The organism is Rhodococcus sp. Eu-32 (genome assembly GCF_003336925.1).
In the GTDB taxonomy this organism is placed as follows: domain Bacteria; phylum Actinomycetota; class Actinomycetes; order Mycobacteriales; family Mycobacteriaceae; genus Rhodococcoides; species Rhodococcoides kyotonensis_B.
The window spans coordinates 89294-114892 of the sequence record NZ_QGNK01000009.1 but is presented as its reverse complement, the minus strand read 5'-3'; the positions used below and the strand labels follow the sequence as shown (position 1 = coordinate 114892).

Below are 25599 nucleotides of genomic sequence, written 5' to 3'. Positions count from 1 at the left end.
TCTCCTAGAGATCGAGTACGAGTTCGGCCGAGCGGCAACGAGATACGCACGGAAACATGGTCCTGTTCGCTGCATGTTCGGCCTCGCCGAGGAGGAAGTCGCGATGGTCCACATCGCCCTTCACGACACCGACCTCGCACGTTCCGCAGATCCCTTCCGTGCACGAACTCGGAAGGTCCACACCCGCGTCGAGCAGCGCGTCGAGCACGGACTGATCCGGCGCGACCGGGATGCGCCCACCCGTGCGGTCGAGGACGACGTCGAACGCGGTGTCTCCGCCGTCCGGTACGACGATCTCCGGTGCGGAGAACCGCTCGGTCCGCAGCGTCGCGCCGGGAGGCATGGCGGCGGCAACGGCGTCGAGCAGCGGGGCTGGGCCACAGCAATAGACGACGGCACCGGCGCCGAGCCCGCCGAGCAGGGCGGGCAAGTCGGGCAACCCGCCCTGTTCGTCGTCGGCATGGATAGTTGCCGAGGTAGATCCAGAGATCTCGTCGACGAAGGCCATCGACGCGCGAGACCTGCCGGCATACAGCATCGTCCAGGTACGTTCAGTGCGTTCCAGCCTGCGCATCATCGTGACGATCGGGGTGATCCCGACGCCACCCGCAATCAGCACATGGTGGGACGCGTCGTCGTCGAGGGCGAAGGCGTTGCGAGGCCCGGCTGCCTCGATCTGCGCCCCCACCGACAGCTTGTCGTGGACAAGAACGCTGCCGCCGCGGGACTTTTCGGCCCGGAGTACGGCAACGGTCCACTTGGATGCGTCGTGCGGGTCCGAGCACAACGAGTATTCGCGAACCAGCCCTCCGGGTAGATGGAGAGCGACGTGAGCGCCGGGCTCCCACGTCGGCAGCGGGGCGCCTTCCGGGTCGACCAAGGTGATGCTGGTGACGCCGTCGGCTTCGTAGTTCTTCTGCTGCACGCGCAGGGTTCTCGCTGTGTGCTCGGACATCGAAGCTCCTTCCGTGTGGGTCTGGGCGGCTCAGCGCGTGACGCCGTACATCTCCGAGCTCGGCGGGTACGTGGGCAGCTGCGGCTTGGGTGCGCCGATGACGACGCAGAACAGGGCGTCGGTATCGCCGACGTTGGCGAGGCTGCGCGGCACTCCGGCGGGAACGCGGATGAGGTCGCGGTAGCCGAGGCGTCGCACGGCTTTCTTGGTACCGTCTTCGACGTCGTGGACGGCCACTTCGAGTTCGCCTTCGAGGACGTAGAAGACTTCCTCGACGTCGTGGTGGGTGTGCTCGGGACCGACGGCGCCGGCAGGCAGCCGCATGTTCGAGAACGTGAAGTGCTCCGAGGGCAGCGATCGAGAGTCGCCGTCGTGGTTTCCTGTTGCGCCCGAGCCGATGTAGCGGATCTGTGCGCGCTTGAAGCGATCGCCGCCCTTCGCTGCTTGGAAGCCGAGTGTGTCCCAATCCTCGAAGCGGGTGTCTTTGCTGGCGATGCACGAGTCGATGAGGTTCTCGAGCTCGGTGGTGGTCTTCTCCGGTGCGGTCATTGTGCAGTCCTTTCGGGTGGTGGTTACGTTCAGGGCCGGTAGGCGATGGCTTCGATCTCGACTGTCGCGCCGTAGGGGAGCGCGGCGACCTCGACGAACGAACGCGCCGGACGAGGTTCGTCGAAGATGTTCTGGTAGTGACGATTTGCTGCGTCGCGAGTGGCGACGTCGGTGACGAAATAGGTGGTCTTGACGACGTCGGACAATGTCATGTCGATTGTCGCGAGGCGTTCGGTCATACGGGCGACGGCGGCGTCGAGTGCGGGTTCGACTCCGTCGACCGCGATGCCATCGGTGTCGACGGACAGTGCGCCCGAGACGAATCCGAAGCCGGCGACCGAGTAGGCGGGGCTGTACGGGTGGGCGGTCTTGTTAGTGAATGTGCTTGCCATGTGCGGCCTTTCGTGTTCAGTTTCGACCCCAGGGGAGTGGGGAATCGGACACATCGAGGTAGATGCTCTTCTGGTTCGAGTACTGACGGACTGCGTCCCGGCCTTTCTCGGTGCCGAGTCCGCTGTCGCCGAGTCCGGTGAACGGGGTGGAGATCGAGAACTGCTTGTACGTGTTCACCCACACGGTGCCCGCGTGGATCGCGTTCGCGATGCGGAGTGCGCGTCGGTAGTCCTGGGTCCAGATCCCGCAGGCGAGACCGTAAACGCTGTCGTTGGCCTGTTCGAGCAGGTCGAGTTCGTCGTCGAACGGCAGGACGACGGCGACCGGGCCGAAGATTTCTTCCTGGCAGATCGCGTCGGAGTTGACGACGTCCGTCAAGATCGTGGGCGGGTAGTAAGCACCGTTGGCGAGATAGGCGTCGGTCGGTACCGAGCCTCCGCACAGTACGCGTGCACCGGCGGCGACCGCTGCGTCGACCATGTGGGCGACCGAATTTCGATGTGCGAGAGTGATCATCGGCGCGACGTGGGTTCGAGGATCGGTCCCTGGGCCTACGTGCAGTTCGCGTGCACGGTCGGTCAGCTGTTCTACGAACCTCTCGAAGAGGCTGCGCTGTACGAAAATTCGCGATCCGGCGATACAGCTCTGGCCGCTCGACGAGAAGATGCCGTACAGCACGCCCTGAAGGGCGTGTTCGACATCGGCGTCGTCGAACACGATGGTCGGCGACTTGCCGCCCAGTTCCAACGTGATCGGCATCAGCTTGTCTGCGGCGACGTGCGCGAGGTGGCGACCGGTGGCCGTGCCACCGGTGAACGTCACTTTCGCGACGTCGGGATGACGTACCAATGCTTCGCCGACGGTTCGGCCGGGCCCGGGCAGGACGGACAGCAAGCCGGCGGGAAGACCTGCGTCGTCGCACAGTCGGGCCAGAAGGAGAGTCACCCACGGTGCCCATACCGGTGGCTTCGCGACGACTGCATTGCCAGCTGCCAATGCGGGAGCAATCTTTTGAGCGTCCGAGGCGATGGGGGAGTTCCACGGGGTGATGGCGCCGATGACGCCCATCGGATTATGCGTGGACATCGTCAGCCACGGTCCGCGCGGCGTCGTCAACGAACCGTCCATGGTCTCGAGCGATGCGGCCATGTAGCGAAATGTGTTGGCGGCACTTATCGCAAGGGCGCGCGTCTCGCTCAGGGTCTTGCCGGTGTCGAGGGTTTGCAGCGCCGAAATCCGGTCCGAGTTCAGCTCTATGGCATTGCCGATCCGATGCAAGATGGCGGCCCGCTCGTGGGGAAGCATCGACGCCCACCCGCTGCGGTGTGCGATAGCCAAGCCGTGCCGGACGGCGGTGTCGACATCGGCGACGGTTGCGCCGTGCAGGGTTGCGAACACGGTTCCGGTGGCGGGGTCGATGGACTCGATCGCGTCACCGGCTCCAATGACCCACCTGCCGCCGACGTAGATGGAGTCGCGAAGGTCGGCAGCTAGCGGTGTCGCGGAGACCGTGTGGGCGGCGAGAGTCATCGGGAAGTCCGTTCGGAAGAGGCGGTGTTCTGGCGCCTAAATATCTTTGCGCTAAGACAGTTGTAATCCCTTAGCGCTAAGACGTCAACGTGCGAACAGCCGACCCGAGCTGGCTTTACGTAGGATTTACTCCAATGTCACAGGAGAGGCGCAGGTCACACCGGGTGTGCTCACGGTCACTGCGGGCAGAAAATCTTTGGGTCAAGCGGACGTAATGGAGGCGGCACCGGGGCCGTCGACGCCGCGCGCGGACTTTTCCAGTCGCGCGAGGAGAGTGGACAGGGTCTGCACGTCGTCTTCGCTCATGTCGCCGAGCATGACGGTGAGCTTCTTGAAGTGTTCGTCTGCGATGGTGTCGACCAGAGCGCTGCCCGACGGGGTCAGTTCGACGTAGACGACGCGGGCGTCGCCGGCGTCGCGGGTTCGCGTGACGAGGCCCGCATCTTCGAGGCGCTTCACTCTCAGGGAGAGACCGCCTGTGGTGACGAGGGTTTGTTCGGCAAGCTCGCCTGCGGTGAGGCGATGGTCGGGTACCGCGCGTCGTAGGCAGGCGAGGACGTCGAAGCCGGAGTCGGTGAGGTCGTATTTATCGAACGTCTCGGCGATCCGATTCTTGTAGACCAGGAAGCTTCGGTGGAGTCGGCCGAAGACCTTGAGGCCCGAAACATCGAGTTCAGGGCGCGCGACGGCCCAGTGCGACACGATGACATCGACTCCATCCATGAGCCCAAAGTTACCGCGAGTGCAGTCAAGATTTCCGATCGGCGCCGTGTCAGCGCGAGTCTCGCTCGCTCAGAACAGCGTCGGTTCAGCGAGACGCCCGTCCCGCGCTTCCTGCACCCGGGCGCTCCAGCGCTGCACGAGCCACATCTCGACCAGTTCGGGACTGGTTCCGATGTCGGTGGCCCACGACGTGAGCAGTTCGACGTAGCGGTCGTACCTGCGTCGGGTGAAGCCGGTGACCGCGGGATCCTCCAGCCAGCCCTCATGGATCAGGGTGGAGACCCCGAACTGGTCGATCAGCTGGGCACGCCCGCCCGCGACCGATGCTTTGGATGCCCAGAGGAACGTGGCCATGAGCGACATCCCCACGCCCGGGGTGTCGGGCCAGCCGGACCACGAACCGTTCGGAAGCTCGGGTACGACGCGGTTCTTGATGCACCGGTCGAGGACCGCCAGCGTCTTCGCGACGGGGTTCATCTCCGGACGGGGCAGGTGCGGGTCCTTGACGTCGGGAAACCGTCGCATCGCTTTGCGGTTCTTGTGGCTACCCTGCCACGCCGCACAGAGAAAGAGCAGGCCCAGCGACTTTTGTTCACCCTCGGCGAGTTCGGTATCGATGCGAAGGTCGTTGCGCTGCACCGTAGCTCCGCCGTGGGACACGATCGCCCCGTCGAGGTTGCGTCCGCGCAGCCGGATGTCATGCCCTGCACGCTCGAGGTGGGTGTTCCACCAGTCGAGGTCGACGAGGACGCCGTCGTCGAGCACATGCAGGTCGTAGCTGCGCAGCTGGCACCACTGCACACAGGCCTCCGGCGGCGCGAAACCTTCGTCGAGAAATGACATGGGTCCATCCTGGCATCACCCACCGACAGCTTTGCGACGACGTCGACTTCAGTAGGCGATTCCCAGCGACCAGGCGAACACCGTGTACGCGGCGACCGTGATGAGGCCGATCCCGATGAGGTTGAGCCACAATCCGCCGCGCATCATCTGTCCGATCGTGACGTATCCGCTTGCGTAGGCCACCGCATTCGGGGGTGTCGCCACGGGGAGCATGAATGCGCACGTCGCCGCCAACGCAACCGGGACCGTCAGCACCAGGATGTCGAGATTCATGCCCATGGCGACTCCGCCCGCCACCGGGAGGAACGTTGCTGCTGTCGCCGTGTTGCTGGTGATTTCGGTCAGGAAGATGATCGCTGCGGTTGCTACGACGACCAGAAGAACAACTGGAATGGTGTCGAGTCCTCCGGCGACCTCACCGATCCACTCCGTCAAACCACTGGATTGGAACTGCCCAGACAGTGCGAGGCCCCCGCCGAACAGCAGTAGGACGCCCCACGGCAGTTTGATCGCTGTCTCCCAGTCGATCAAGCGCACGCCGGGCTTGCTACCGCTGGGCAACAGGAACAGTAGAACCGCCGCGGTCATTGCGATGCCGGTGTCCGAGATCGGCGGATCGTCGAACAGGAGCGGTACCGCGACCCACGACGCTGCTGCGAGGCAGAAGATCATGGCGACTCGGATCTCGCCCTTCGACATCATTCCAAGTTTGTCGAGCTCTCCCTCGATGAGGCGTTTGCCGCCGGGAATGTCGTCGATCTCGGGCTTGAACATGACGTGGGTGAGCAAGAACCAGGCGATGACAAGGAAGATCACCGCAAGCGGCACGCCCGCGAGCATCCATTCGAGGAAGCCGACGGTGATCCCTTGGCCTTCGAGATATCCGACGAGCAAGGTGTTGGGCGGTGTGCCGATGATCGTTCCCAGGGAGCCGATCGACGCCGCGTAGGCGATACCGAGCATCAACGCGGTGCCGAAATTGCTCTTGATCACAGCCTTGGTTATCGAGTCTTCCTCGGATGCGCCGTCTTTCGATTCGACTGTCGCCGACGCACCGTCGTCGACGACTTCCGCTTTCTTCCCGATATCGAGGACGAGCACCAGAACGGACACACCGATAGGAATCATCATCACAGCGGTGGCGGTGTTCGATACCCACATGGACAGGAAGCCGGTAGCGATCATGCACCCGGCGACGACCATCGTCGGCTTGGTGCCCATTGCTTTGACGGTCAGCAGTGCAATTCGTCGGTGCAGGTTCCATCGTTGCATCGCAAGCGCGAGCAGGAAGCCGCCCATGAACAGAAAGATGACGTTGTTGCCGTACGACGCACCGACGTCGTCGACGGCGACCTCGGAGTTGAAGACGGGGAAGATCACCAGAGGCAGCAGTGCTGTCGCCGGAATCGGGATCGCCTCGGTCATCCACCAAATGCCCATCAGCACAGCCGTTCCCGCGGTCAGACGGGCAGCATGCTCGACATCCGCCGGGAGTATCGCGTACACAAGGGCTGCGAGCGCCACGCCTGCGACGAGGCCGATCCATTGGCGCTTGCGTCGACCTGGCTTGACCTCCTCGGCGCGTTCGCCTGCCGATTTGTTGTCGACCTCGTCGAAGTCGCCAGCTTCTTGCCTGCGGTCGGTCTGCTCCTCCGAGCCTGATGTCGCCACGGGGGCCTCCACTTCCTTGACGTCTTGTCGAGCGTAACGTCCGGAGTGGGGCAAATGTCCGTTTCGGGGGTCGTAGCTCAGTTGTCGACGCCTACCTCTGGGTGCCCGAACAACCCGGGGAGGCCGCCGCTGGCGAGGAACACAGTCGTATCCTCGGGTTTGATCGACCCATCCGACACCGCAGCGATCAAACCCGCGAGTGCGCGGGCAGTGTACGTCGGGTCGAGGATCAAGCCCTCGGTGCGTGCCGCGGTCATCAACGCGTTCCTGGCATTCGGGGTGAGGTGCTCGTAGCCCGGGCCGATTTGATCTGCCCGGATTTTCAGACCGTTTGTGTTCGCGCCCATCTCGTCGAGCATCTGGGCGACGCGTGATGCCGCATCCCGCACTGCGCCGACGTCGACGCCCAGCACACGGTCGGCACCGAGGCCCGCGACCAACCCGGCCATCGTTCCACCGGAGCCGACGGCGCACACGACATGGTCGACGTCGGGTCGCTGCTGCAGGATTTCTGCGGCGGCCCCTCGATAACCCAGCGCCGCAACGGCATTGGAGCCGCCGAATGGAATGATCGCGGGACGACGACCGTCGCGACGCAACTCGTCTGCCGTCGAACGCGCGGTTCGGTCGAGAAGCTCTTGCACGTCGACGCCGTCGGGAACTGGTCCTGTCCAGACGATGTCGGCGCCGAGTAACACGTCGAGAAGGAGGTTGCCCTGTTGCTCCTCCACCGGAGACCCCGGAAAATCAAGACCGAACGCAGTCCGAGGCGCGCAGCCGCCGCTGCAGTCAGGCGTGCGTGATTGGATTGCGGTGCACCGGTGGTGACGAGGACGTCGGCGCCGTCGGCGAGCGCGGCCCCGACTGTGAATTCGAGCTTGCGAATCTTGTTGCCACCGGCGGCCAAACCTGTGAGATCGTCGCGCTTGATCCACAGGTCGGACGATCGGAGCCCGATGGCTTCGGCCAGACGAGGTGCCGGCTCCAGCGGAGTCGGCCGCGTTCCGAGTTCGACGCGGGGCGAACTGGTGGTCACGGCTCGTCGGTGTCCTTTCGTAACGTGGCTCGCAGTGTCAGTTTGCAGTCTTTTGACACGGAGCGCAGGTGGCGGGGGGCCTTCTCGCCGTGTGGAACCGATCGTCGGCGACACGCGTCAAAGCCAAGTGGGGACTCAGTTTGCGTCGACGCGGAGGGGGACACGATGGCGGAGATATCTGTTGCCCCTGTGGAGGTAGATCCGGCGAGCCTACGTGCAGGTGCTCAGGACATGCGGATCGACGCAGATGCGATGGCAGCTGCAGCCGCGAGTGTCAACGTGGACGGCGAATGTGTGTCGGGATCCTTGACTGCGACCGTCTTGGCCCAGATCCGTCCAATTGTTTCCGCGAGTATCGATGCGGCGTCGTTGCGACTGTCGCAGTTCGCGGACGATGTTGTGCTGAGTGCAGAGGGCTATGAGCAAACGGATGTCGAGTTCGCTGAGGCGCTGAAGAGGTCGGTGCCCGGAGCCCCTCAGGGGCCGGGGGATTGAGAGTCGCGTTCACGAGAAGCGTCGTCGCCTCCTGGACGCCAGAACAGGTTTCAGCGGACACCGACAAGCTCGATAAGGTGGCCAACCTTGTGTCCGAACAAGGTTTGCGAACGTCTCGTACTGTGGCAGGACTTCACGAATCTCATGCGTGGAGTGGCGACGCCCAGTCAGCCGCATCGGATTGGGCCGCGGCCGAATTGCGTTGCACAGAGGACCTTTCGAGGGCAACGCGGTCCTTGGCGTCAGTTGTTCGCTCGGAACTGCAGGCTGTCGGTGACTGTCGAATCGCGCTTCTCGGAGCAGTCTCATCAGCCGAAGCCGACGGTCTGACGGTTGATGAGCATTGGGCGGTACTCGGCAGTGTCGCCGACGTGGAGTTGCAGCGGCGGCACGAACGTGACATCGGACAATGCCTGTCCGGGTTGATGCGGGCAGATGCCACCGCAGCCCAGGCGATTGCGCGTGCGTTGGACGAGTTCCGGTTCGTCGGTGACGACGTGCGGGGGTTCGTTCCCGTCGCGATCGGACTCGCGTTTCTCATCGACGCCGCGGTGTCGCTGTTGATCTCGGCAGGTGTGGTGTCCGCCGGGGCGATTCTGTTCGCGTTGGTCGACGAGTTCGGGACCGACAACTGGGACTTGATCGAAAGCGCTGTGCCGAGTTCGTTCTACGAAGATGCCGGTCCAGTTGATGAGTCTGGCGTTAGGGAACGAATTCAAGACGCTACTGTTCCTGGGCGGAACCGCCCGGTCCGGCAGGTCGCAACAGAAGAGCAACTTCGCGACTTGTGGGACGAGTTGACCGCTGAAGGGCGGGTCGTGGAAAACAGCGACTATCCGGGCAAGGTAATGGAGCTACCTGATGGGACGAAAGTGATGATGCGTGAGACCAGTAAGTCGGGAGGCGCCACACTTGACATCTACTATCCAGGCAGCGGAACGGCGAAGGTGCACGTCGCATGATCGATAGACGCTTGGAGCATTTTCTTCTCTACGAGATGTCTGACGACTGGATGCCCGTGGGTGCGTTCGCGTCTTTGATCCGTCGAATAACGCCCGACGCCTACTCGCGTCGTCAGATTCTGGACGTTATTTCGGAGATTGCGGCTAGAGGGCACCTTAGGTTCGGCGGGTGGGCGATGGAAACTTCCAAGACGTGGGAGCCCTGGGCGGTGCCTCACGATGTGGCGATGAGCCGAATCGCGAATGGGTTCAAGGGCAGCGTCGGAGTTCTGAACGCAACCGACAAGGAATTGGCCACCACCGAAGTTTTCCGTGCCGATCTAACCGACGCGGGTTTTGCGCGACTATCAGAGTTGGGCGGAGATCCGTACGAGATCTACGGCGACCCGTGGGAAGGTGACCCGCTGATGGCGGCGGAAGGCGACTTTCCTCCCTGGGAGCACTGAGTAATCGTGGCCGTGGAGGCGCAGGTTTCGGTGCGCGGGCCCGGTCAATTAGGCGGGGTTGCACTGGACACCAGTGACTACAGGCGGCGAATGAGTAAAGGTGCATACCGCATGATCGACAAGAGGCTCGAACACTTTTTGCTTTACGATTTGTCTGACGACTGGATGCCCGCGGGCGAGTTTGCGTCGTTCATACGCCACATCACACCGTCTGCGTACTCGCGAACTGCGGTGATCGAGGTTATCGCTGAACTAGCTCGCAAGGGTTATCTCGAGTACGGCGGATGGTCGAAAGAGTCTGGGACTTGGGAGCCGTGGGGGAGTCAGCAGCGACGTTGCGTTGGATCGAATCGCAGACGGCTTCGACGGCGAGCCTGGGGTTCTGGGTGCAACCGACTGGGAGTTGGCCAACACCGAGGTGTTCCGAGCCGGCATCACCGATGAAGGTGAGCGGGTAATTCACAAACTGGGCGATCCGTTCAAGCTGTATGGCGATCCATGGGAGGCTGACCCCTTTGTGCGGGCTGAGGGCGAATTCCCTCCCTGGCAGCCGTAGGCGCGCATGAACGACGAAGAACTCGAACATTTTCTCCTGTACGAGATGTCCGACGACTGGATGCCAGTGGGTGCGTTCGGTCGTTGATCCGTCGAATAACGCCCGACGCCTACACGCTTCGTCAGATTCTGGACGTTATTTCGGAGATTGCGGCTAGAGGGCACCGTAGGTTCGGCGGATGGGCATTGGAGACTTCCAAGACGTGGGAGCCCTGGGCGGTGCCTCACGATACGGTCATGAGTCGGATCGCAAATGGGTACTTGGGCAGTGTCGGAGTTCTGAACGCAACCGACAAAGAACTTGCTACCACCGAAGTTTTCGTGCCGACCTGACCGACGCGGGTCTTGCGCGACTATCGAGGTTGGGCGGAGATCCGTACGAGACCTACGGCGACCCATGGGAAAGGTGACCCGCCGATGGCGGCGGAAGGTGACTTCCTCTCGGTACGGGGAAGAGCCGTACAAGACCTGGGATGATGTCACGGCTTACCTACTCGACCGCTGCTGATTCAACGCTGTCCGACGCCCTAGCCGGAAGCGAACGTGCATGGGAGCTAACGCTCCGCTCGGGTCGCTGGGTGGACCGACGGCTACCAGAAGGGATTGAAGATAGCGATCGGGCGACTGTTCGCTTCGGAGGAACCCGTCGGGATTCGTACAAAGTGGAGCGTGTGATTGGTACCTGCGAGGTCCGTCTGCCAGCAACCTCCCTGGCCGTGAAAGCTCCAACACTGGATCGGCTGAGACGTGCCGAACGGGCTGACCAGCAAAGTATTCTGACCCCGGGATCCGTATGCCGCGGGATCGAACACACTGACGTAATGTTCCGTCTCGTCCGTGGGCCCGGGATAGCTGATACCTTCGGCCGTAGCAGGTGCGGCCACCAGCGCGGTGACACCGATCGCCAGGGCGGAGGTGGCAAGCATCTTCTTCAGCATCAGCGCTCCGATCGTCAGGACCCGGTTGTGGGGTAATGCCTGCATCGGCCGCAACCACTCTCGCGTTACCGCAGAGTTCATACTGCTCCTCGGCCCCAACCGGTCAGGAGAGTGTTGGGTCCTCGGGTAGCAGTACGTCGGCGTAGCGGTAGTTGCAGCCGAGTTCGCTTGTCATGGCGGCGCTTTGGTTGTCTCGGAACCACGTGACACAGGTTTCGGCGGCCAGCCGTCGGTCCTTGGTGAACATATATCCGTCGGTACAGTCGTCGAAATGCTCTTGCGGATACCACCTGTCGAGCGTGACGCCCGCAGTGGAGTAGCTAGCGAGCATGAGATGCCCGAGCTCGGTGCGCGAGCGCCGGACCATGAAGACGTCGTCGGCCATGACTTGAACTTGAGCACACGGAACGTCGTCGGCATCAACTTCGCTCGGAACGTAGTCGTTCGGACCGAGGTCGATAATCAATGCGACGGGTTGATTGGCGAGCGATTCGACGAGCCATTCGACCGTGTATGCCCACGGATCTATTTCGAATCGAGCACCTTCGGGGGTAATGAACGCGTCCACGATCGCACCCGGTTCCACGGGTGCGGCCCAACCGGACGCGGAGTCGCCGAGGCCGAGCAAGTTGAAATCACCGTCGTCGGATCGCCACAGGGTTTTTGACGTCACCTGACCGAGGTGAGTGTCTCCGTCGTGCGAGACTTCCACCGACCAGCCGTCGTAGGTGTGGTCGAGGTCGGTGATCACGGCGTACCGATCGCGGTCGACAGTCGAGGCGAAATGCCAGCCGGGAGAGATTAATTTGTCAGCTCGAGCGAGCGAGTCAGGCAAAGTGGGCTCCTTCGTTCGGTGGCGTGTCATCGCGGAGTGACGCGGCCAGATCGTCGAGACATCTGATCAACCGTGCGTAACCATCGGAGTGATCCGATCGCATCTCCGTGGCGCAAGGCAGCCTGGTAGAAGATCGGCACAATTGGTGCAGGGTTGATGGCTTGGTCCTATGGCTTCACGGTACGGAAGAGGTCCGACAGGAATGAGTCCGAACGACGGTAACGATCGCGGATCCGTTACCGAATAATCGGGGGTACCCGCGGACGACGGGCGCAGTCAGAGAAGGCGCAAGCATATGGGCTTTATGGATGGTTTGATCGGCAATGCGGGCAAGATCGATCCCGCGGTAGCGCATCAGGAGTACAGCCGACTCCTCGGCAACGGGGAGCAGATTCACGCGGCGTACCAGTTGGTCAGAGATGCGTTTCTGTTCACCAACCGGCGTCTGTTGATGATCGACAAGCAGGGGCTCACCGGTAAGAAGGTCGAGTACCACAGCGTTCTGTACCGTTCGATCACGCACTTCGCTGTCGAGACTGCCGGAACGTTCGACCTCGACGCCGAGTTGAAGATCTGGATATCGGGCAACGCCGTGCCGATTCAGAAGCAGTTCACTAAGCAGGTCGACATCTACGAAGTACAGGCGATCCTGTCGCACTTCGTGGTGTCTTGAGCGTCCCAGCGCCATGAGCGAGACTCCGTCGGACAAGCCCGTCGAGCTGTTCGACGCCCTGTTCGACGACGCGGATACCGCGTTAGGTTTCCCGGCGGTTCTGCGTTCCAGGATCAAGGGCGAGGTCGACGCGATTCTCGACGCCCAGGCCGATGCAGTCCTGCGTGCGTCGGCAGTGTCAGACCTGAAGCAGGTGCTGCCGAAGGGCACGCGCCTGGGCGGCCTCGAGAAGTCGAGGTTGCGGACGGTCCTCGATCTCGCCATCTCGTCACCTGGAGAAATCGCTGCCGTTCCGGGTATCGGCCCGCAGTCCGCTCGGACGATCTACGATGCCGCCACAGCGCACCGAAAGCGCGTGCGGGCGGGTGAGCGGCTGCGACTGAACCCGCAGCAGAAGTCAACGCGCCAAACACAATTGGTCAAGCTACTGACGGCACTCGATCGGGTCCAGAAGGAAGTGGGCACGCTCCAAACGGAAATCGACGCCGTCAAGCAGCTGGTCGAGCCGTGGCGTGAGCCGGCGTCGCGTTCCACCAGCTGGATCAAGCGGGTCTTCACAAGCAAGGCGTCGAAGCTCGAAACTCAGCGGGCGATCTATCAGCTGAACGCGATTGCGAAGACCGAGCCTGTGGAGGCACTGCGCGCGCACGTAAGCGGTGTGTTCACGGCCGGCGCGTCGCAGGGTAATTCGTGGGACGAGTACGAGCGCGACGCGGCAGCACTCAACGCGTTACTGAGCCAATTCACGACGGTTGCTGCCGAGGACGTCGATGCGACTCATGGCTTCATCGGTGAGAAGCTGACGGGTGAGACTCAACGAGTCGCGTTGGACCGCACCCACATGCGTTCGTATCTGCGTGCCTACCAAACTTTTGGAGCGCAATACATTCTTCATCGCCGGAAAGTGATTCTCGGAGACGAGATGGGCTTGGGTAAGACGATTCAAGCGTTGGCTGTTTCAGCGCACCTCGCTGCGCAGGGCAACAAGCACGTCCTGGTGATCTGTCCGGCGAGCGTACTGATCAACTGGGGCAACGAAACACGCAAACATACGACGCTTCGTGTGCACGAACTTCACGGTCCATCCCGCGATTCCGCGGCGACGGAGTGGGCGCGTTCCGGCGGCGTCGCTGTGACGACGTTCAACACGCTCTCGCGCCTGAACATCACGGTCAGCCCGCAGTTCGTCATTGTGGACGAAGCGCACTACATCAAAAACCAAGCAGCGCAGCGGTCGATTGCGTCGCGGCGGTGGATTGACTCCGCATCGCGTGCGGTCCTGCTGACCGGAACTCCGATGGAGAACAGGGTCAACGAGTTCCGTGGCCTTGTCGAGTACGTCCAACCCGATACCGCACGGCGGATCCATGTTCACGACGGGCTGGGTGGCGCAACATCGTTCCGTAAAGCAGTGGCACCGGCATATCTTCGACGCAATCAGGTCGACGTTCTGAAAGAACTCCCCGATCTGATCGAGGTGGAGGATTGGGTGCAACCGCACTCCGACGACACCGCCCGCTACCGGGCGGCCGTGGGCTCGGGAAACTTCATGGCGATGCGACAGGCGGCCTATCCGACCGCAGGGGGGAAGTCGGCGAAACTCGACCGCCTGCGGGAAATCGTCGAAGAGGCCGAGGAGAATGACGCGAAGGTCATCGTGTTCTCATACTTTCGGTCGGTGCTCGATACCGTGTGCCGCGAAGTTCCCGGCGCGGTTTTCGGTCCACTGACGGGTGGGACGCCGACGATCCAACGACAGAAGATGGTCGACGACTTCACCGCTCATCGCGGTCGAGCGGTGCTTGTCAGCCAGATCGAGGCCGGGGGAGTAGGGCTTAACATTCAGGCCGCTTCGGTGGTTATTCTGACTGAGCCGCAATGGAAACCGAGCACCGAGGTCCAAGCGATCGCACGTGCGCACAGGATGGGGCAAATCCGGACCGTTCAGGTGCATCGGCTGCTCGCCAAAGACACGGTCGACGAGCGGATGCGAGAAGTGCTCGCGCAGAAGTCGGCGCTGTTCGACGAATACGCCCGGAAGAGTCAGGCCAAGGAGAAGAACCGAGCATCCGTCGACGACGGGTGGGACCAAGGTGTCGGGCCGGCGGAGAACAGCATCGTGGACATGGAGAAGCGGCGGTTGGGGCTTGCATGACGCTCGTATGATGCACCGAGATGTGAGACGGTTGAGGTCGGTCGGGGCTGACTGGACGAGGTGTGCATGAAGAAGGGGACACGGCTCACCAATGACGACGGAGTGCAGTACGAACTCCTGACGAAGTTGGGGGAAGGGGGGTTCGGCGAAACCTACAGAGCAATCGAGCTCGCCGACACCGACGACAAAGTCCGCGAAGTGTGTCTCAAAATTTGTGCCAGCAGGCGTGATTGGCATGGCGAAGCGTTCTACGGGGAGCTTCTCGTGGGAAACAAGCGTGTAGTGCAGCTGCTCGATGCCTTTGTCGACGTATCAAGAAGTCGGAGTGGCAACCGGCGTACGTACTGTTTGGTGTTCGAGCTCATGCCTCACGGCACAATCAACGATCTTCTCAGTGCCCAACCGGGGCGGCCGTTCATGTCCGAGGTGATGGTCAGAAGAGAAATCAGTGCGCTGCTGACCCTACTCGGAACGATGCACAATGCCGGCATCACACATCGCGATATCAAGCCCGCCAACGTCTACGTCAAGAGTCGGAAGTTGATCCTCGGCGACTTCGGAATCTCGGAAATGACTCTGACGCCGCACCATCGAGCCGCCGACGCCTTCACACCTGACTTTAGCCCACGGAACGCTCGAGAATTGCGGCAATGGGGGCCGCGCCACGACATCTTTCAAGTCGCCCTGCTCGCCGCGAGCCTACTGACAGGAAAGGTCTGGACGACAAAGTCATTGGCGCGTCTGCAACGGTCTGAGCTTCCCGACGACGTCAAATGCTGGATCTGGCACGCCACGTCCGGCCGCGCTCGCGGCTATGACGACGCGCTCGATGCGCAAGATGCGTTGAGGGAGCTCCAGTCAGTGAGCATGCGTCCCGGACGCGCCCCGGCGGGCTTGAGGGGCGAATGCGTCGTTCTAACAGGAAAACTCGACGACATGAACCGCACTGAGGCGGCTTCGATGTTGCGGTCGGCTGGAGCCGTTGTCCAGGAAATGGTTTCTGATAGAACAACACTGGTGGTGCGCGGGACTGTCCGCAACGGACTCAGCGAACACGAGGGGCGAAAGCTCTTCCAGGTGCGCGAGCGACGCCGGCAAGGGCAGACCCTCAAGATCATCTCTGGCTCCCAACTGGCGAGCATGACGGAACGGGCTTGATACGGGCCGATTTGTCGTCACTCAGGACGCAGTGTGATGCCAGTACCCGATCTGCCCGTTGCCCTAGTGCGGCCCGACTGGATCTCCCAACCGACGGGCCGCCTGTCCGCGTGTTCGAACGCGTACCAGAATGCCCGCGCTACCAGTCCAAGACCGCCATGCGGGAGGGCGCTGCTCTGCATCAGGTTCGAGTGATGCGCGGTACGTCCTGAGGAGCCAGACCGTTCGATTCCATCAACTGCATCAGGTTGTGGATCATGTCTCGTTCCGTGACCATTGCAGTCACCGAGGGTGCTTTCGAATCACTGAGCGCCTCGATTGAATTGATCTGGGCAGACAGTTCTCCTTCTGCTGCCGATGCTTTGAACCACAAGTCTTCGTCGAAGTCATGGCCCAGACTCTCTTGGGTGTAGGCAACTGCGACGGCGAGTAACAGTTCGTCGGAACTCATACGGCGGTCTTGGCGTCGTCCGGCAACTATAGCGGCAGTTGTAATCGCCGCTCCGGTGGTGGCGGTTCCGCCGATTGCGGCGGGACCCCCGGCCATACCTCGAGGTCCGAGGGCAGCAAGTCCGCCAGTCATCGCTGTCGCTCCCACTATCAGACCGACGGTTGGGATCGCGACACCTGCACCTACGATTGCCCATCGTTGCCAATTCACTCCAGGCTTGGCCAGTTTCGCCAGTTTCTTCTGGAAAGAGCGAAGTGCACCCGACAAGGTTTCGCCGAACTCAGGGGGCATCCCGATACTTTCGACGAAATCAGGCAGGGCTTTGAAGCGGGCGTCGGAAACATCGATTTCGAAGGGCGTCGTGAGGTTGCTGAAAGCGAGAATGGTGAGCTGCTCGATTATCTCGGCTTTACTCCAGTAATTGGGTACCTTCGGAGTTCTATCGTCCGCGAGCATATGGAGCTCGCGAGGAAGCGGCAGGCCCGCGTCGTCCGCTTCTCGTATCCAGGCGATCAGGTCGAGGCGATTGATCCGCATCGCTTCGATGAAACGGGCCTTTACCTTGCGATCTGTTATCGAATCCGCTACCGCATACCGAAAGTTCAGCTCCAATACCAGGGCAGCCGTGTCGTCAGTGAGGTCCGTCGTTACCCACGTAGTGCGCCGTGGTGTCGACGTGGGTTGATGGAAAGCGCTGCCGATAGCTCTGGCCACACAGGGTTGAGCGACATACATGGCCGAGCCGTGGCCGATGCCGCCCACACTCACTCTGACGTCCTGAACGTCGGCGAACACAGACGCCAATCCGCGGCCACGCGTGACGGGGTCGAGGCTACTGAAGAAGTTCAGCCACGAATTGGTGCGCGTGTAGGGAAAGTTGCCGATCAGTTCGCGACGAGACACCGCGAACAATCCGGTGTGCGCGGGACTTCCGATTGTAACTACACGACGGACGGATACATCGATCGGCAAGCGAGACAGCAAATCGACAGTCACGACGCTTCCCAGGCTGTGCCCAACTACTACTATCTCGCCCTGCTGAGGTATCTCCGCCAGGACCCGCCTCAGAACTGCCCCTCGGCTTCCTTTACGGTCCACGTACGTCTGTATCTGTTTAATTTCTTCCGCGAACAGCTTCTTGGGCATTGCTTTCAGCGCAACTGCCACTTTCGCGTCTGAGGCGTTCAAATCGGGGAGCGGAAATCCAAGGCTCTCGGCCGACGGGTCTACGCCCACAACCCGCGCAGCTTCGATCTGCCGGTTGACGAACCGAGCCCGTTCCGCCGAAGAGTCCGACTTCTCGCTGTCTACGGTCGGCTTGGGGATGCTCTCTTGCGTGTCCGGTGACGTGAGTAGGTCACTGTACTGAGGTGCGATTACGTCCTCTACGCCGATCGCTGGCATTCCTTGGGCAATCAACGCCTCGTTGAGCGCTTCGAACCAGGCTTGGCTTGTATCGCCAGAGCCGACCCCGTGCAAGTAAACCAACTTCATCGAGATGTTTCCTTCGTTGGGATTGAGATCCGTATTCGTTTGTCGGTCGCGATTTGACGCTGGGATTAGGCCAGTGTCGCCGCGCCACCGTGATGACCCCACGGGCCGTTGACGACCGGCTTCGATTCAAGAATCGTCGCCGCCTCCCGGATCGCCGATTCGAAGCTCTCACGGTTTCTCGGCGAACTGATTCCAGGGGGAGACGGTGAAGCTCCCGTGAGAACCGAGATCCCTGCCCGGCCTCGGAGCAGACTGCGATCCCACCCGTCCGCGGCTGGACGACCGAGCAGGAGCACAACTTTCAGCCGGGGGAGAAGATCGATGAGCTTCTGTGTGTAGGGCCGTGCTTGCCGGAGTTCACTGGCGGTCGGCGAATTGCCCTGAATGGGGAAGGGACAGATGTTCCAGGCGATGCAGCGGCTTCTCGCGATATCGTTGCGTCGGAACGCCTCGAAGATGTTGGCAGCGCCCGCATCGGCATTGTCGAAGCAAAGGAACCTGGTCCCGGTCTTGTCCGGGGCAGCATCGGCCTCGGGTGCTTTCATCACAATCAGCAACTCGGCTTCGACTCCGCCGAACATGGGGTCGTTGTAAGGGAGATTTGGCGAGTCGACGTCGCTCGAGATCTCGCGCATCAACTCATTGATCGCTCGGACTGGCTCGTTCCAGATCTGCAGCGCTCGTTCTGCTCGGACGCGATCGTCCGCAAATGCGCGTGGTTCTGAAGGTTCCTGCATTTCCCATCCAGTTTCGACAAACGGCTCCGCAGTCTGTGCATCAGACGTCGGTCAGTGTAATCAGCGAAATCGGGGTCGTGTTCGCGACTTAGGCTTGGCAACGGGCGTATCTGAGGACGGCTCATGGGCAGCGCAGGTTCATTCACGTGAATGAACCTGTCGCGTCTACGCGGACGATCCAAGGCCAGTTGAACTCCAACGCCGCAGATAGAGCCGTTTCCGACGATTGCGACACCGGCGACGCAGCTGCAGACCGTCCAAAGTTTGTCACCCACCACCTATATCTTGAGTGGTGTTCAACCATGGTCGAAATGTGAGGTCTGATGTCGCTAGTGGATGACGACGAGCTTCGGGGACGCGTACGTCGTCTGCTCGAGTTCCTGCGCGAAACGGTGGGCGCCCAGTCCAAGCCGATTCGCTCGTACGGCACTGATGCTCGCGTCGAGTGGCTGTTCGACGACTCCAGGCCGCTCGACGTCAACACCGACGTCGCCCCCGGTGACGTGGCGGTTCGCATCCCACGCACCAGCATCGAGCAGCGCCCGAGCCTGCCGCGCGGTCTCGCAGACCACGTCGACGAATCCACCACCCCGCCGACCGTCAAGCCCGACGCACCCGCCGAAGCGCAGGAATGGCTTCGGCAGTGGCATGAATGGTCCCTCGACGACCAGCAGCGCCGCCCCTTCGCCGAACTCTTCCGTTCCGTCGACCTCATGCTCCACGACCTCGGCGCCCAGCCCGAGTCGCTCGAACTCGTCATCGCCTCCGGCTACCTCGACGCCACCATCGGTGGCCAGCAGATCGCCACCCACCTGATCACGCAGCAGGCCAGCATCAGTCGCGAGGACTCGACCGGTGACCTCCTCGTCACCGTCGCGCCGGCCAGCAGCCCGCGGCTCGAAGACGTGCAGGTTCTGCTCGACCTCGACGGCTTCGACCGCGCCGGCTCGAAAGCCCAGCACCGCAGACTCTCCGAGCTCATCACGTCATCGCTCTCTGCCGACATCCCCAAGCTCCTCGGTGACTGGGCGACATCCGCGCTGAAGCAGCCACTCACCGTCATCGCCGACCACGACAAGCCCGCCAACTCGACCGCCGACACCCTCCGTATGTCTCCGGCGCTCGTCCTGCGCAAGCGCGGTTCCTACGCGCTGATGTCCTACTACGACGCGATGATCTCAGCACTCGACAACGGCGCGCCGGTACCCGTCGGCCTCTCACACCTCGTCGAAGGCCACGACGACAACACGCGTCAGGACTGGCTCAACGCACAAATCAGCGACACCCCCAGCGCCGAACCGCTCTTCCCGCTGCCAGCCAACCGGGCACAAGCGGGCATCTACAACCGCGTCATGAACGACACCGGCGTCGTCGTCGAAGGGCCTCCCGGCACTGGCAAGACCCACACCATCGCAAACCTGATGTCTGCGTTGATGGCTCAGGGGCAGCGCATCCTTGTCACCAGCGAGAAGGCCCAGGCTCTCCGAGTTCTCAAGGACAAGCTGCCCGTCGAATTGCAAGATCTCTGTGTGTCCGTCACGGACATGGCACGTGGGGGATCGGCCGAGCTCGACGAAAGCGTCTCCACCATCGCCTCCCGCAAAGCCTCCTTCGATCCCACTGAGTCCGCCCGTCGCATCAAGAGCCTTGCGGGTAAGCGCTTCAGCGCGAAAGAGCAGCGGCGTGAGATCAAAGAGCTGATGCGTGTCGCGCGATCGTCCGAAGCCGACATCCATTCCCCGCTGCCCTCCTACACGGGCACGCTCGCGACGATCATCGGCAAGCTCAACGCCCAGCAGGACGAGCTCGGCTGGATTCCCGGCCCGCTGCACTCCGAGCAGGCGCCGTGCGACGACGCCAGCTTCGCTTCTCTCTTCACCACCAGCACCGGAGGGCCCAATCTGCCGTCCGCCGAGCATATTCGAGCGCTCAGTCTTCGCGTGCACAGCCCGTCGAGCATCGCTGGTCTCGACGACATCGACCCAACCCAGCTCCACTACATCCTTCCGTCCGCGTATGCGTTGACCGATCGCGCCCGGACGGTCGAATCGTTCGGACCCACCTACACAGCCCTCGCCGACGGTCTTCTCTCGGGCGCGCTCGGATCCTTGTGGTCCCGCGCGCAGACGGTGTCGGCCATGCTGTCCGTGGCGGTCAGCGCCGACGCCGCAGTCGGATCCCACCACGTCGTGGCGACCGCCTCCCGGCAGGCGCTCAACGCGTTCGATGCAGCCGCTCGCCTCCACGAAAGCGGCCAAGCCGGTCACGGATCACCGCAATCAACCGATCTGCTCGACGCCGGGGCCACGGTCGACGGCGTGCCGGCCGCAGCGGGTTCCGAGCTGCGACTGGTCGCCGAGCACATCCGCGCTCTCGTCGCCGTCGACGATGCGTCGAACTTATTGCGCACCATCGGCATCGAGCTCCCGTCCGACGGTGGCACCCGCACCCAGCGCGTCGAGACACTCCAGAGTGTCTGGAATCAGGCCCTCGCGACGGGCAGTCTCGCCTCGGCTCGTGATGAGCTCGTGTCCGCGCTCGGTGCCCTGGTCCCGTCGCTTCCGCAGGTGACAACGGTCGCCGACGCCAGTGCTCTCGCCAGCGAGATTACGGGCCTCACCGATCGGTCGGACTCCGCATCGGCACGCGCCGAACTCAACGCCCTCGCCGATCGGATCGCGGCCGAGGTGCCGAACTCCGACTACCTCGTCGTCGCGCTTCGAACCGCGGATCCCGACGCCTACGAGCGCCTCGCCGCTGATCTTCAGCCGTCGGTAGGCAATTCCGCGGTTCTGGAGACGCTCACTGCGCAGGCGCCGAGCCTCGCCCGTGCTATCGACGACGGATTCGTGCCGCCCACAATGTCGTTCACCAAGGCGTGGGCGTGGCGGTGGACTCGACAGTGGGTCGAGAGCGTTCAGCAGCCCGACCAGAACGAGCATCTCGACGCCGAACTCGACGCCATCGACGACGAGCTGTCCGCGCTCACGGCGAAACTCGCGGCCGAACAGGCGTGGCAGGAATGCTTGCAGCGCATGACGAATCGCGAGGTCACGGCCCTGCGCGCATACCAGGAGAACATGTCCAACGCCGGACTTGGAACCAACGCGCTCGCGCAGCGGTACCGCGTCGCAGCACGGGCCGCGATGAAGGATGCGCAGACGGTCGTGCCGGCGTGGGTCATGCCGATCGCCCAGGTGTTGTCGTCGATTCCGCCGCAGCAGAACGCCTTCGACGTCGTCATCGTCGACGAGGCGAGTCAGTCAGAGGTCACCAGCCTGCTGCTGATGTGGTTGGCGCCCAAGATCATTCTCGTGGGCGACGAGAAGCAGTGTGCGCCTCCGGGAATCAAGAACTACACGCTGCAGTCGGTGCTCGACCGGCTCGACGACCTTCTTCCGGACGTCCCGATCAGCACTCGCATGATGCTGACGCCGAAGTCCAGTCTGTTCACGTTGCAGCGGGCGAAGTTCGGCGACATCGTCAGAATGCGCGAGCACTACCGATCCATGCCCGAGATCATCGAATGGTCGTCGACTCAGTTCTACGACGACATGCCGCTCGTACCCGTCAGGCAGTTCGGTGCGGACCGGCTGATGCCGCTTCGAAGCACATTGGTCGACGGTGCGACCACCGCTGGGTCGAGCACGCGCCTGACCAATGCCGCGGAGGCGCAGGCCGTCGTCGACCAGCTTGTTCAGTGCCTGGCCGATCCCGAGTACGCAGGAAGAACGTTCGGCATCGCGGTCCTGCAGGGCGCTGCGCAGGCGAACCTCATTCAGTCGTTGGTGTTCGAGCGTGTTCCGGCGGAACAGAGGGAAGAGCGCCGTATTCGGATCGGCACTCCACCCGAGTTCCAGGGCGACGAGCGTGACGTGATGTTCCTGTCGATGGTCGTCGCACCCGGGACATCGTTCAATGCCTTGACCGCGGATGTGTACAAGCGCCGATTCAACGTCGCCGCGTCACGTGCTCGGGATCAGCTGTGGCTGTTCCACTCGGTCATCTTCGACGACCTGTCGCCGACGGATCTTCGGCGCTCGCTGCTGTCGTACGTCGAGGCGGCGCCGACGGTTCCCGTTCCTGCTGTGCCCGAGTCGGTTTCGGCGACGACGCGGCACCCGGACTTCGGATCGTTGTTCGAGCAGCAGGTCTTTCTCGCGTTGCGAGAGCGCGGCTATCACGTCAATCCTCGCGTCGAGGTCAACGGGATGGCCATCGACCTCGTCGTCACCGGTGCTGCGGTGCGGGTGGCCATCGAGTGCGACGACGACTCCGACGTCGATGCCGACGAGTTGATGGATCGCATGGAGCGCGAGTTCGAATTGCGTCGCAGCGGATGGCTTTTCCACCGTGTGCGGGCGTCGGACTTTGCTCTCGAACGAGAGCGCGTGCTCGACACCATTACTGAGATCCTCGACTCCGTGGGGCTGCTGCGCGACGAGGTCGAGGTGGTCGTCGAAAGTTCCGGTGCGACGGCATGGTCGCCGATCGCTCTCGTACGGGACGCCGACGACACAGAGGTCGACGACGAGGTGGTCGAACTCGGCACCGTCGACACACGTGAGCCATCGCGGGTCGCCGTCGAACTCGCGCCGCTCCCGGAGGTCATCGAGACCGTCGACGAGGCTGAAGAGCCCGACGACTCCGGCGTCGATGAGGCCGAAGATTTCGACGACGACGTAGATGACGTCGAACCGGCGCCGACACCAACGCGGGTCATGCCGCCCGAGGACCTGATTGCGGCTATTCGGTATTCACAGAAGAAGAACATGTTCTCGGTCGCGCAGACGGTCGAGGAACTCGAAGTCACGGCTGAAGCAGTTCACGAAGCGTTGGCCGAGATCAAGTCTAGGGACGAGGCCTTGCGGGCGTCGAAGCGCAGGCCACCAGCTCCGACGCCGCGTCGACGGCCGGTGGTGGCAGAGCTCTCGACGGTCAACGAAAGCCATTCGTTGCAAGCTGAATTGGATGCGCTGAAGGTGCCGTCCTGGCCTGCTGCTCGGCAGATCGCGGTAGCGGCCGCGCGGCCGAATGCGCCGTTGACGGTCGAGCGATGCCAGCGAGTCACCGGGTTCTCGAGTGCGGAAGCCGAGAAGCTGTTGTGGGACCTGCTGGCTTTGAAGAAGTTGGTACGACGAAAACGTGATGGTGTGGAGGAATGGGTGCGGCCGCAGGGGTTGACGCTGTGACACAGGTAGCGACGCGGTCCGAGGGGCTGCGGGAGTGGCAGAAGGAAGCGTTCGACGCGTGGGTGTCGCACGGCTACCGCGCGATCGTCGAGGCCGTCACCGGTACCGGCAAGACGCATGTGGGGTTGGCGGCGACGCTGGACTCGGTGAGTCGTGGTCGCCAGGTGATGGTGGTGGTGCCGAGCGTCGATCTGCTCGAGCAGTGGTATTCGGCCATGGTGAAGGCGCTGCCGTCGGTGCGCATCGGCCGACGCGGCAACAACCATAGCGATACGTTCCGGTACTACGACGTGTTGATCACGACGATCCAGTCAGCAGTCCGCAAAGGTGCGCCGCTGCCACGGACCGGGGCGTTGCTCGTCGCGGACGAAGTGCATCGCTACGGTGCGGGTTCGTACGCGAAGGTGTTGATGGATCGTTTCGACGAGCGTCTCGGTTTGACTGCGACGTTGGAGCGCCAGGACGACGGTGTCGATTCCTACCTGATGCCGTATTTCGAGAACCTGGTCAAGGGGTGCGATGCGGCGCGGGGGAGGCGCGACGGGATCCTCGCGCCGGTGCGGGTGATGACGGTGGCGGTGCCGTTCACGGCTGCAGAAGCTACCAAGTTTGCCGATCTCGACGAGAAGGCGAAGTCGCTGCGCAACACGCTGATCTTCGACCATGGCTGTGCTGCTGAGCCGTTCGGTGAGTTCATGAAGACCGTCGTCGATCTGAGCAAGGACCGGCATCTGCCTGCGAGTCGGGTCGCGAGCCGGTATCTGTCGGCGTTCTCCAAACGACGGGCGCTGTTGGCGGACTGTGAGGGCAAGTTGCAGGCGTTGGTAGCGATTGCGCCGGGGTTGGCGAAGTCGAAGCGGTCGATCGTGTTCTCGGAGACGAAGGAGTCTGCCGCTCAGGGCGCGGAGGTGCTAAAGGCTGGTGGGCTTGCGGCGCATCAGTATTCGAGTCACCTTGATCGGGTGGGACGCACCAGGATTCTGAAGCAGTTCCGGAGCGGTGAGTTGACGAGCCTGGTTGCGCCGCGTGTGCTCGACGAGGGTATCGATGTGCCGGCGGTGGATGTCGGTGTGATCATTGCGAGTAGTTCGTCGAAGCGGCAGATGATTCAGCGGATGGGCCGGATTCTGCGTTTGAAGCCGGATGGTCGGCCTGCGGCGTTCGTGATCATGTATGTGGCGGGGACGAACGAGGATCCGAACCTTGGTGCGCATGAGGCGTTTCTCGACGAGCTGACCAACGTTGCCGAGCAGGTCGTCGACGTCGATCTCGCCGACGCGGGTGCGGTGCTCGCGAGTTGGTTGGATCAGTCGGCGCCGGTTCTGCCTGAGCTTCCGGTGGCGCCGAAGCCGATCGAGCCGATTGTGATTCCGCAGTCGAAGATGGTGCCGACGACGGTTTCTGCGCCGAGGACGCGGACGGTGAAGGAGATCCTGTTGGAGGCACAGTACGGGACGCCTGATCAGCTCGACGGGATCCTGCGCTGCCTTGCGGCCATCGATGTGCGGGAGGCTTCGGTGTTGATCAGGCGGTACGGGATCGATGGGGCGAAGCCGCGGACGGTGTCGCAGGTGGCGGCGGAGATGAGTCTGAAGCGCTTGATCATCGACCAGCTCGAGAAGCGGGGGATGAAGTCGTTGGAGAGGGAGGCGCCGCGTGTACTTACGCGCGTGATCAGCGGGTAGGCAACGTTTCGGGATGCCCCGATCCAACCCTGCGGGTAGTAACCCCGTCCAGCTCCTTCTCCCCGGGAGTTCTCAGAAATCCGATGCAACAATGCCTTCGAATTGTGCGATGTCGCTCGACGC

The 25599-nt window shown here is 62.5% G+C and carries 21 protein-coding genes and 1 pseudogene; 9 read left to right on the top strand and 13 right to left on the bottom strand.

Annotated features, from left to right (window positions below):
* Nucleotides 1-4: 4 nt before the first annotated feature.
* From DK926_RS13070 to DK926_RS27220, 9 genes and pseudogenes are all read right to left on the bottom strand, one after another.
* On the bottom strand, nt 5-955 hold the full coding sequence (locus tag DK926_RS13070) for a PDR/VanB family oxidoreductase (RefSeq protein ID WP_114330758.1): 951 nt from the start codon (nt 953-955) through the stop codon (nt 5-7).
* Nucleotides 956-985: 30 nt separating this feature from the next.
* Nucleotides 986-1504, bottom strand: a complete 519-nt coding sequence (locus DK926_RS13065) for a cupin domain-containing protein (RefSeq protein WP_114330757.1) — start codon at nt 1502-1504, stop codon at nt 986-988.
* A 29-nt stretch (nt 1505-1533) separates the two neighbouring features.
* A complete protein-coding gene (locus DK926_RS13060; RefSeq protein ID WP_114330756.1) occupies nt 1534-1896 on the bottom strand; it encodes a RidA family protein in 363 nt (120 codons plus the stop codon).
* A 16-nt stretch (nt 1897-1912) separates the two neighbouring features.
* Nucleotides 1913-3427 (bottom strand): aldehyde dehydrogenase, encoded by a 1515-nt coding sequence (locus DK926_RS13055; protein WP_114330755.1) that lies wholly within the window; start codon nt 3425-3427, stop codon nt 1913-1915.
* Between the two features lie 201 nt (nt 3428-3628).
* On the bottom strand, nt 3629-4150 hold the full coding sequence (locus DK926_RS13050) for a MarR family transcriptional regulator (protein ID WP_114330754.1): 522 nt from the start codon (nt 4148-4150) through the stop codon (nt 3629-3631).
* A gap of 69 nt (nt 4151-4219) precedes the next feature.
* Complete coding sequence (locus DK926_RS13045) at nt 4220-4993, bottom strand: hypothetical protein (RefSeq protein ID WP_114330753.1); 774 nt, start codon at nt 4991-4993, stop codon at nt 4220-4222.
* A gap of 48 nt (nt 4994-5041) precedes the next feature.
* Nucleotides 5042-6664, bottom strand: a complete 1623-nt coding sequence (locus tag DK926_RS13040) for a DASS family sodium-coupled anion symporter (protein ID WP_207890810.1) — start codon at nt 6662-6664, stop codon at nt 5042-5044.
* Between the two features lie 77 nt (nt 6665-6741).
* Nucleotides 6742-7395, bottom strand: a complete 654-nt coding sequence (locus DK926_RS13035) for a pyridoxal-phosphate dependent enzyme (protein WP_279387085.1) — start codon at nt 7393-7395, stop codon at nt 6742-6744.
* A gap of 74 nt (nt 7396-7469) precedes the next feature.
* Nucleotides 7470-7700, bottom strand: a pseudogene (locus tag DK926_RS27220) (pyridoxal-phosphate dependent enzyme); the annotation flags it as partial.
* Between the two features lie 231 nt (nt 7701-7931).
* Here DK926_RS27220 and DK926_RS13030 point away from each other — a divergent pair.
* The 4 genes from DK926_RS13030 to DK926_RS27025 all read left to right on the top strand — a co-directional run bounded on the left by DK926_RS13030 (nt 7932) and on the right by DK926_RS27025 (nt 10159).
* Nucleotides 7932-8195 (top strand): hypothetical protein, encoded by a 264-nt coding sequence (locus tag DK926_RS13030; protein ID WP_125833403.1) that lies wholly within the window; start codon nt 7932-7934, stop codon nt 8193-8195.
* 236 nt (nt 8196-8431) lie between these two features.
* Nucleotides 8432-9157: a hypothetical protein gene (locus DK926_RS13025; RefSeq protein ID WP_114330751.1), complete on the top strand. Its 726-nt coding sequence runs from the start codon at nt 8432-8434 to the stop codon at nt 9155-9157.
* The gene (locus DK926_RS13020) at nt 9154-9603 is read left to right on the top strand and encodes a hypothetical protein (RefSeq protein ID WP_114330750.1); all 450 of its coding nucleotides are present in this window, start codon (nt 9154-9156) and stop codon (nt 9601-9603) included. Before DK926_RS13025 ends, DK926_RS13020 begins: the two co-directional genes overlap by 4 nt.
* 340 nt (nt 9604-9943) lie before the next feature.
* Nucleotides 9944-10159, top strand: a complete 216-nt coding sequence (locus tag DK926_RS27025) for a hypothetical protein (protein ID WP_243636787.1) — start codon at nt 9944-9946, stop codon at nt 10157-10159.
* Between the two features lie 589 nt (nt 10160-10748).
* Here the strand turns inward: DK926_RS27025 and DK926_RS13005 are convergent.
* Both DK926_RS13005 and DK926_RS27020 read right to left on the bottom strand, forming a co-directional pair.
* Nucleotides 10749-11177 carry a hypothetical protein gene (locus DK926_RS13005; RefSeq protein WP_243636786.1) on the bottom strand — a complete coding sequence of 143 codons (429 nt, stop codon included), beginning with the start codon at nt 11175-11177 and terminating at the stop codon, nt 10749-10751.
* Nucleotides 11178-11199: 22 nt separating this feature from the next.
* On the bottom strand, nt 11200-11931 hold the full coding sequence (locus tag DK926_RS27020; protein WP_243636785.1) for a hypothetical protein: 732 nt from the start codon (nt 11929-11931) through the stop codon (nt 11200-11202).
* A gap of 295 nt (nt 11932-12226) precedes the next feature.
* Between DK926_RS27020 and DK926_RS12995 the strand changes: the two genes are divergently transcribed.
* The 3 genes from DK926_RS12995 (at nt 12227) to DK926_RS12985 (ending at nt 15917) form a co-directional block, all read left to right on the top strand.
* Nucleotides 12227-12604, top strand: a complete 378-nt coding sequence (locus DK926_RS12995) for a PH domain-containing protein (RefSeq protein WP_114330748.1) — start codon at nt 12227-12229, stop codon at nt 12602-12604.
* Between the two features lie 13 nt (nt 12605-12617).
* Entirely contained in the window at nt 12618-14759 is a 2142-nt protein-coding gene (locus DK926_RS12990; RefSeq protein WP_114330747.1) for a DEAD/DEAH box helicase, read from the top strand.
* Nucleotides 14760-14825: 66 nt separating this feature from the next.
* Complete coding sequence (locus tag DK926_RS12985; RefSeq protein ID WP_114330746.1) at nt 14826-15917, top strand: protein kinase; 1092 nt, start codon at nt 14826-14828, stop codon at nt 15915-15917.
* Nucleotides 15918-16098: 181 nt separating this feature from the next.
* On the opposite strand, the gene DK926_RS12980 is transcribed toward DK926_RS12985, so the two are convergent.
* Both DK926_RS12980 and DK926_RS12975 read right to left on the bottom strand, forming a co-directional pair.
* Nucleotides 16099-17862, bottom strand: a complete 1764-nt coding sequence (locus tag DK926_RS12980; protein ID WP_114330745.1) for a hypothetical protein — start codon at nt 17860-17862, stop codon at nt 16099-16101.
* Nucleotides 17863-17927: 65 nt separating this feature from the next.
* Nucleotides 17928-18497 carry a uracil-DNA glycosylase gene (locus tag DK926_RS12975; protein ID WP_165839572.1) on the bottom strand — a complete coding sequence of 190 codons (570 nt, stop codon included), beginning with the start codon at nt 18495-18497 and terminating at the stop codon, nt 17928-17930.
* A 425-nt stretch (nt 18498-18922) separates the two neighbouring features.
* On the opposite strand from DK926_RS12975, the gene DK926_RS12970 reads away from it, so the two are divergent.
* Complete coding sequence (locus DK926_RS12970; RefSeq protein ID WP_114330743.1) at nt 18923-23791, top strand: AAA domain-containing protein; 4869 nt, start codon at nt 18923-18925, stop codon at nt 23789-23791.
* Nucleotides 23788-25476, top strand: coding sequence for a DEAD/DEAH box helicase (locus DK926_RS12965; protein WP_165839571.1), 1689 nt, complete (start codon nt 23788-23790; stop codon nt 25474-25476). The genes DK926_RS12970 and DK926_RS12965 overlap by 4 nt, the downstream gene beginning before the upstream one ends.
* Nucleotides 25477-25599 lie beyond the last annotated feature (123 nt).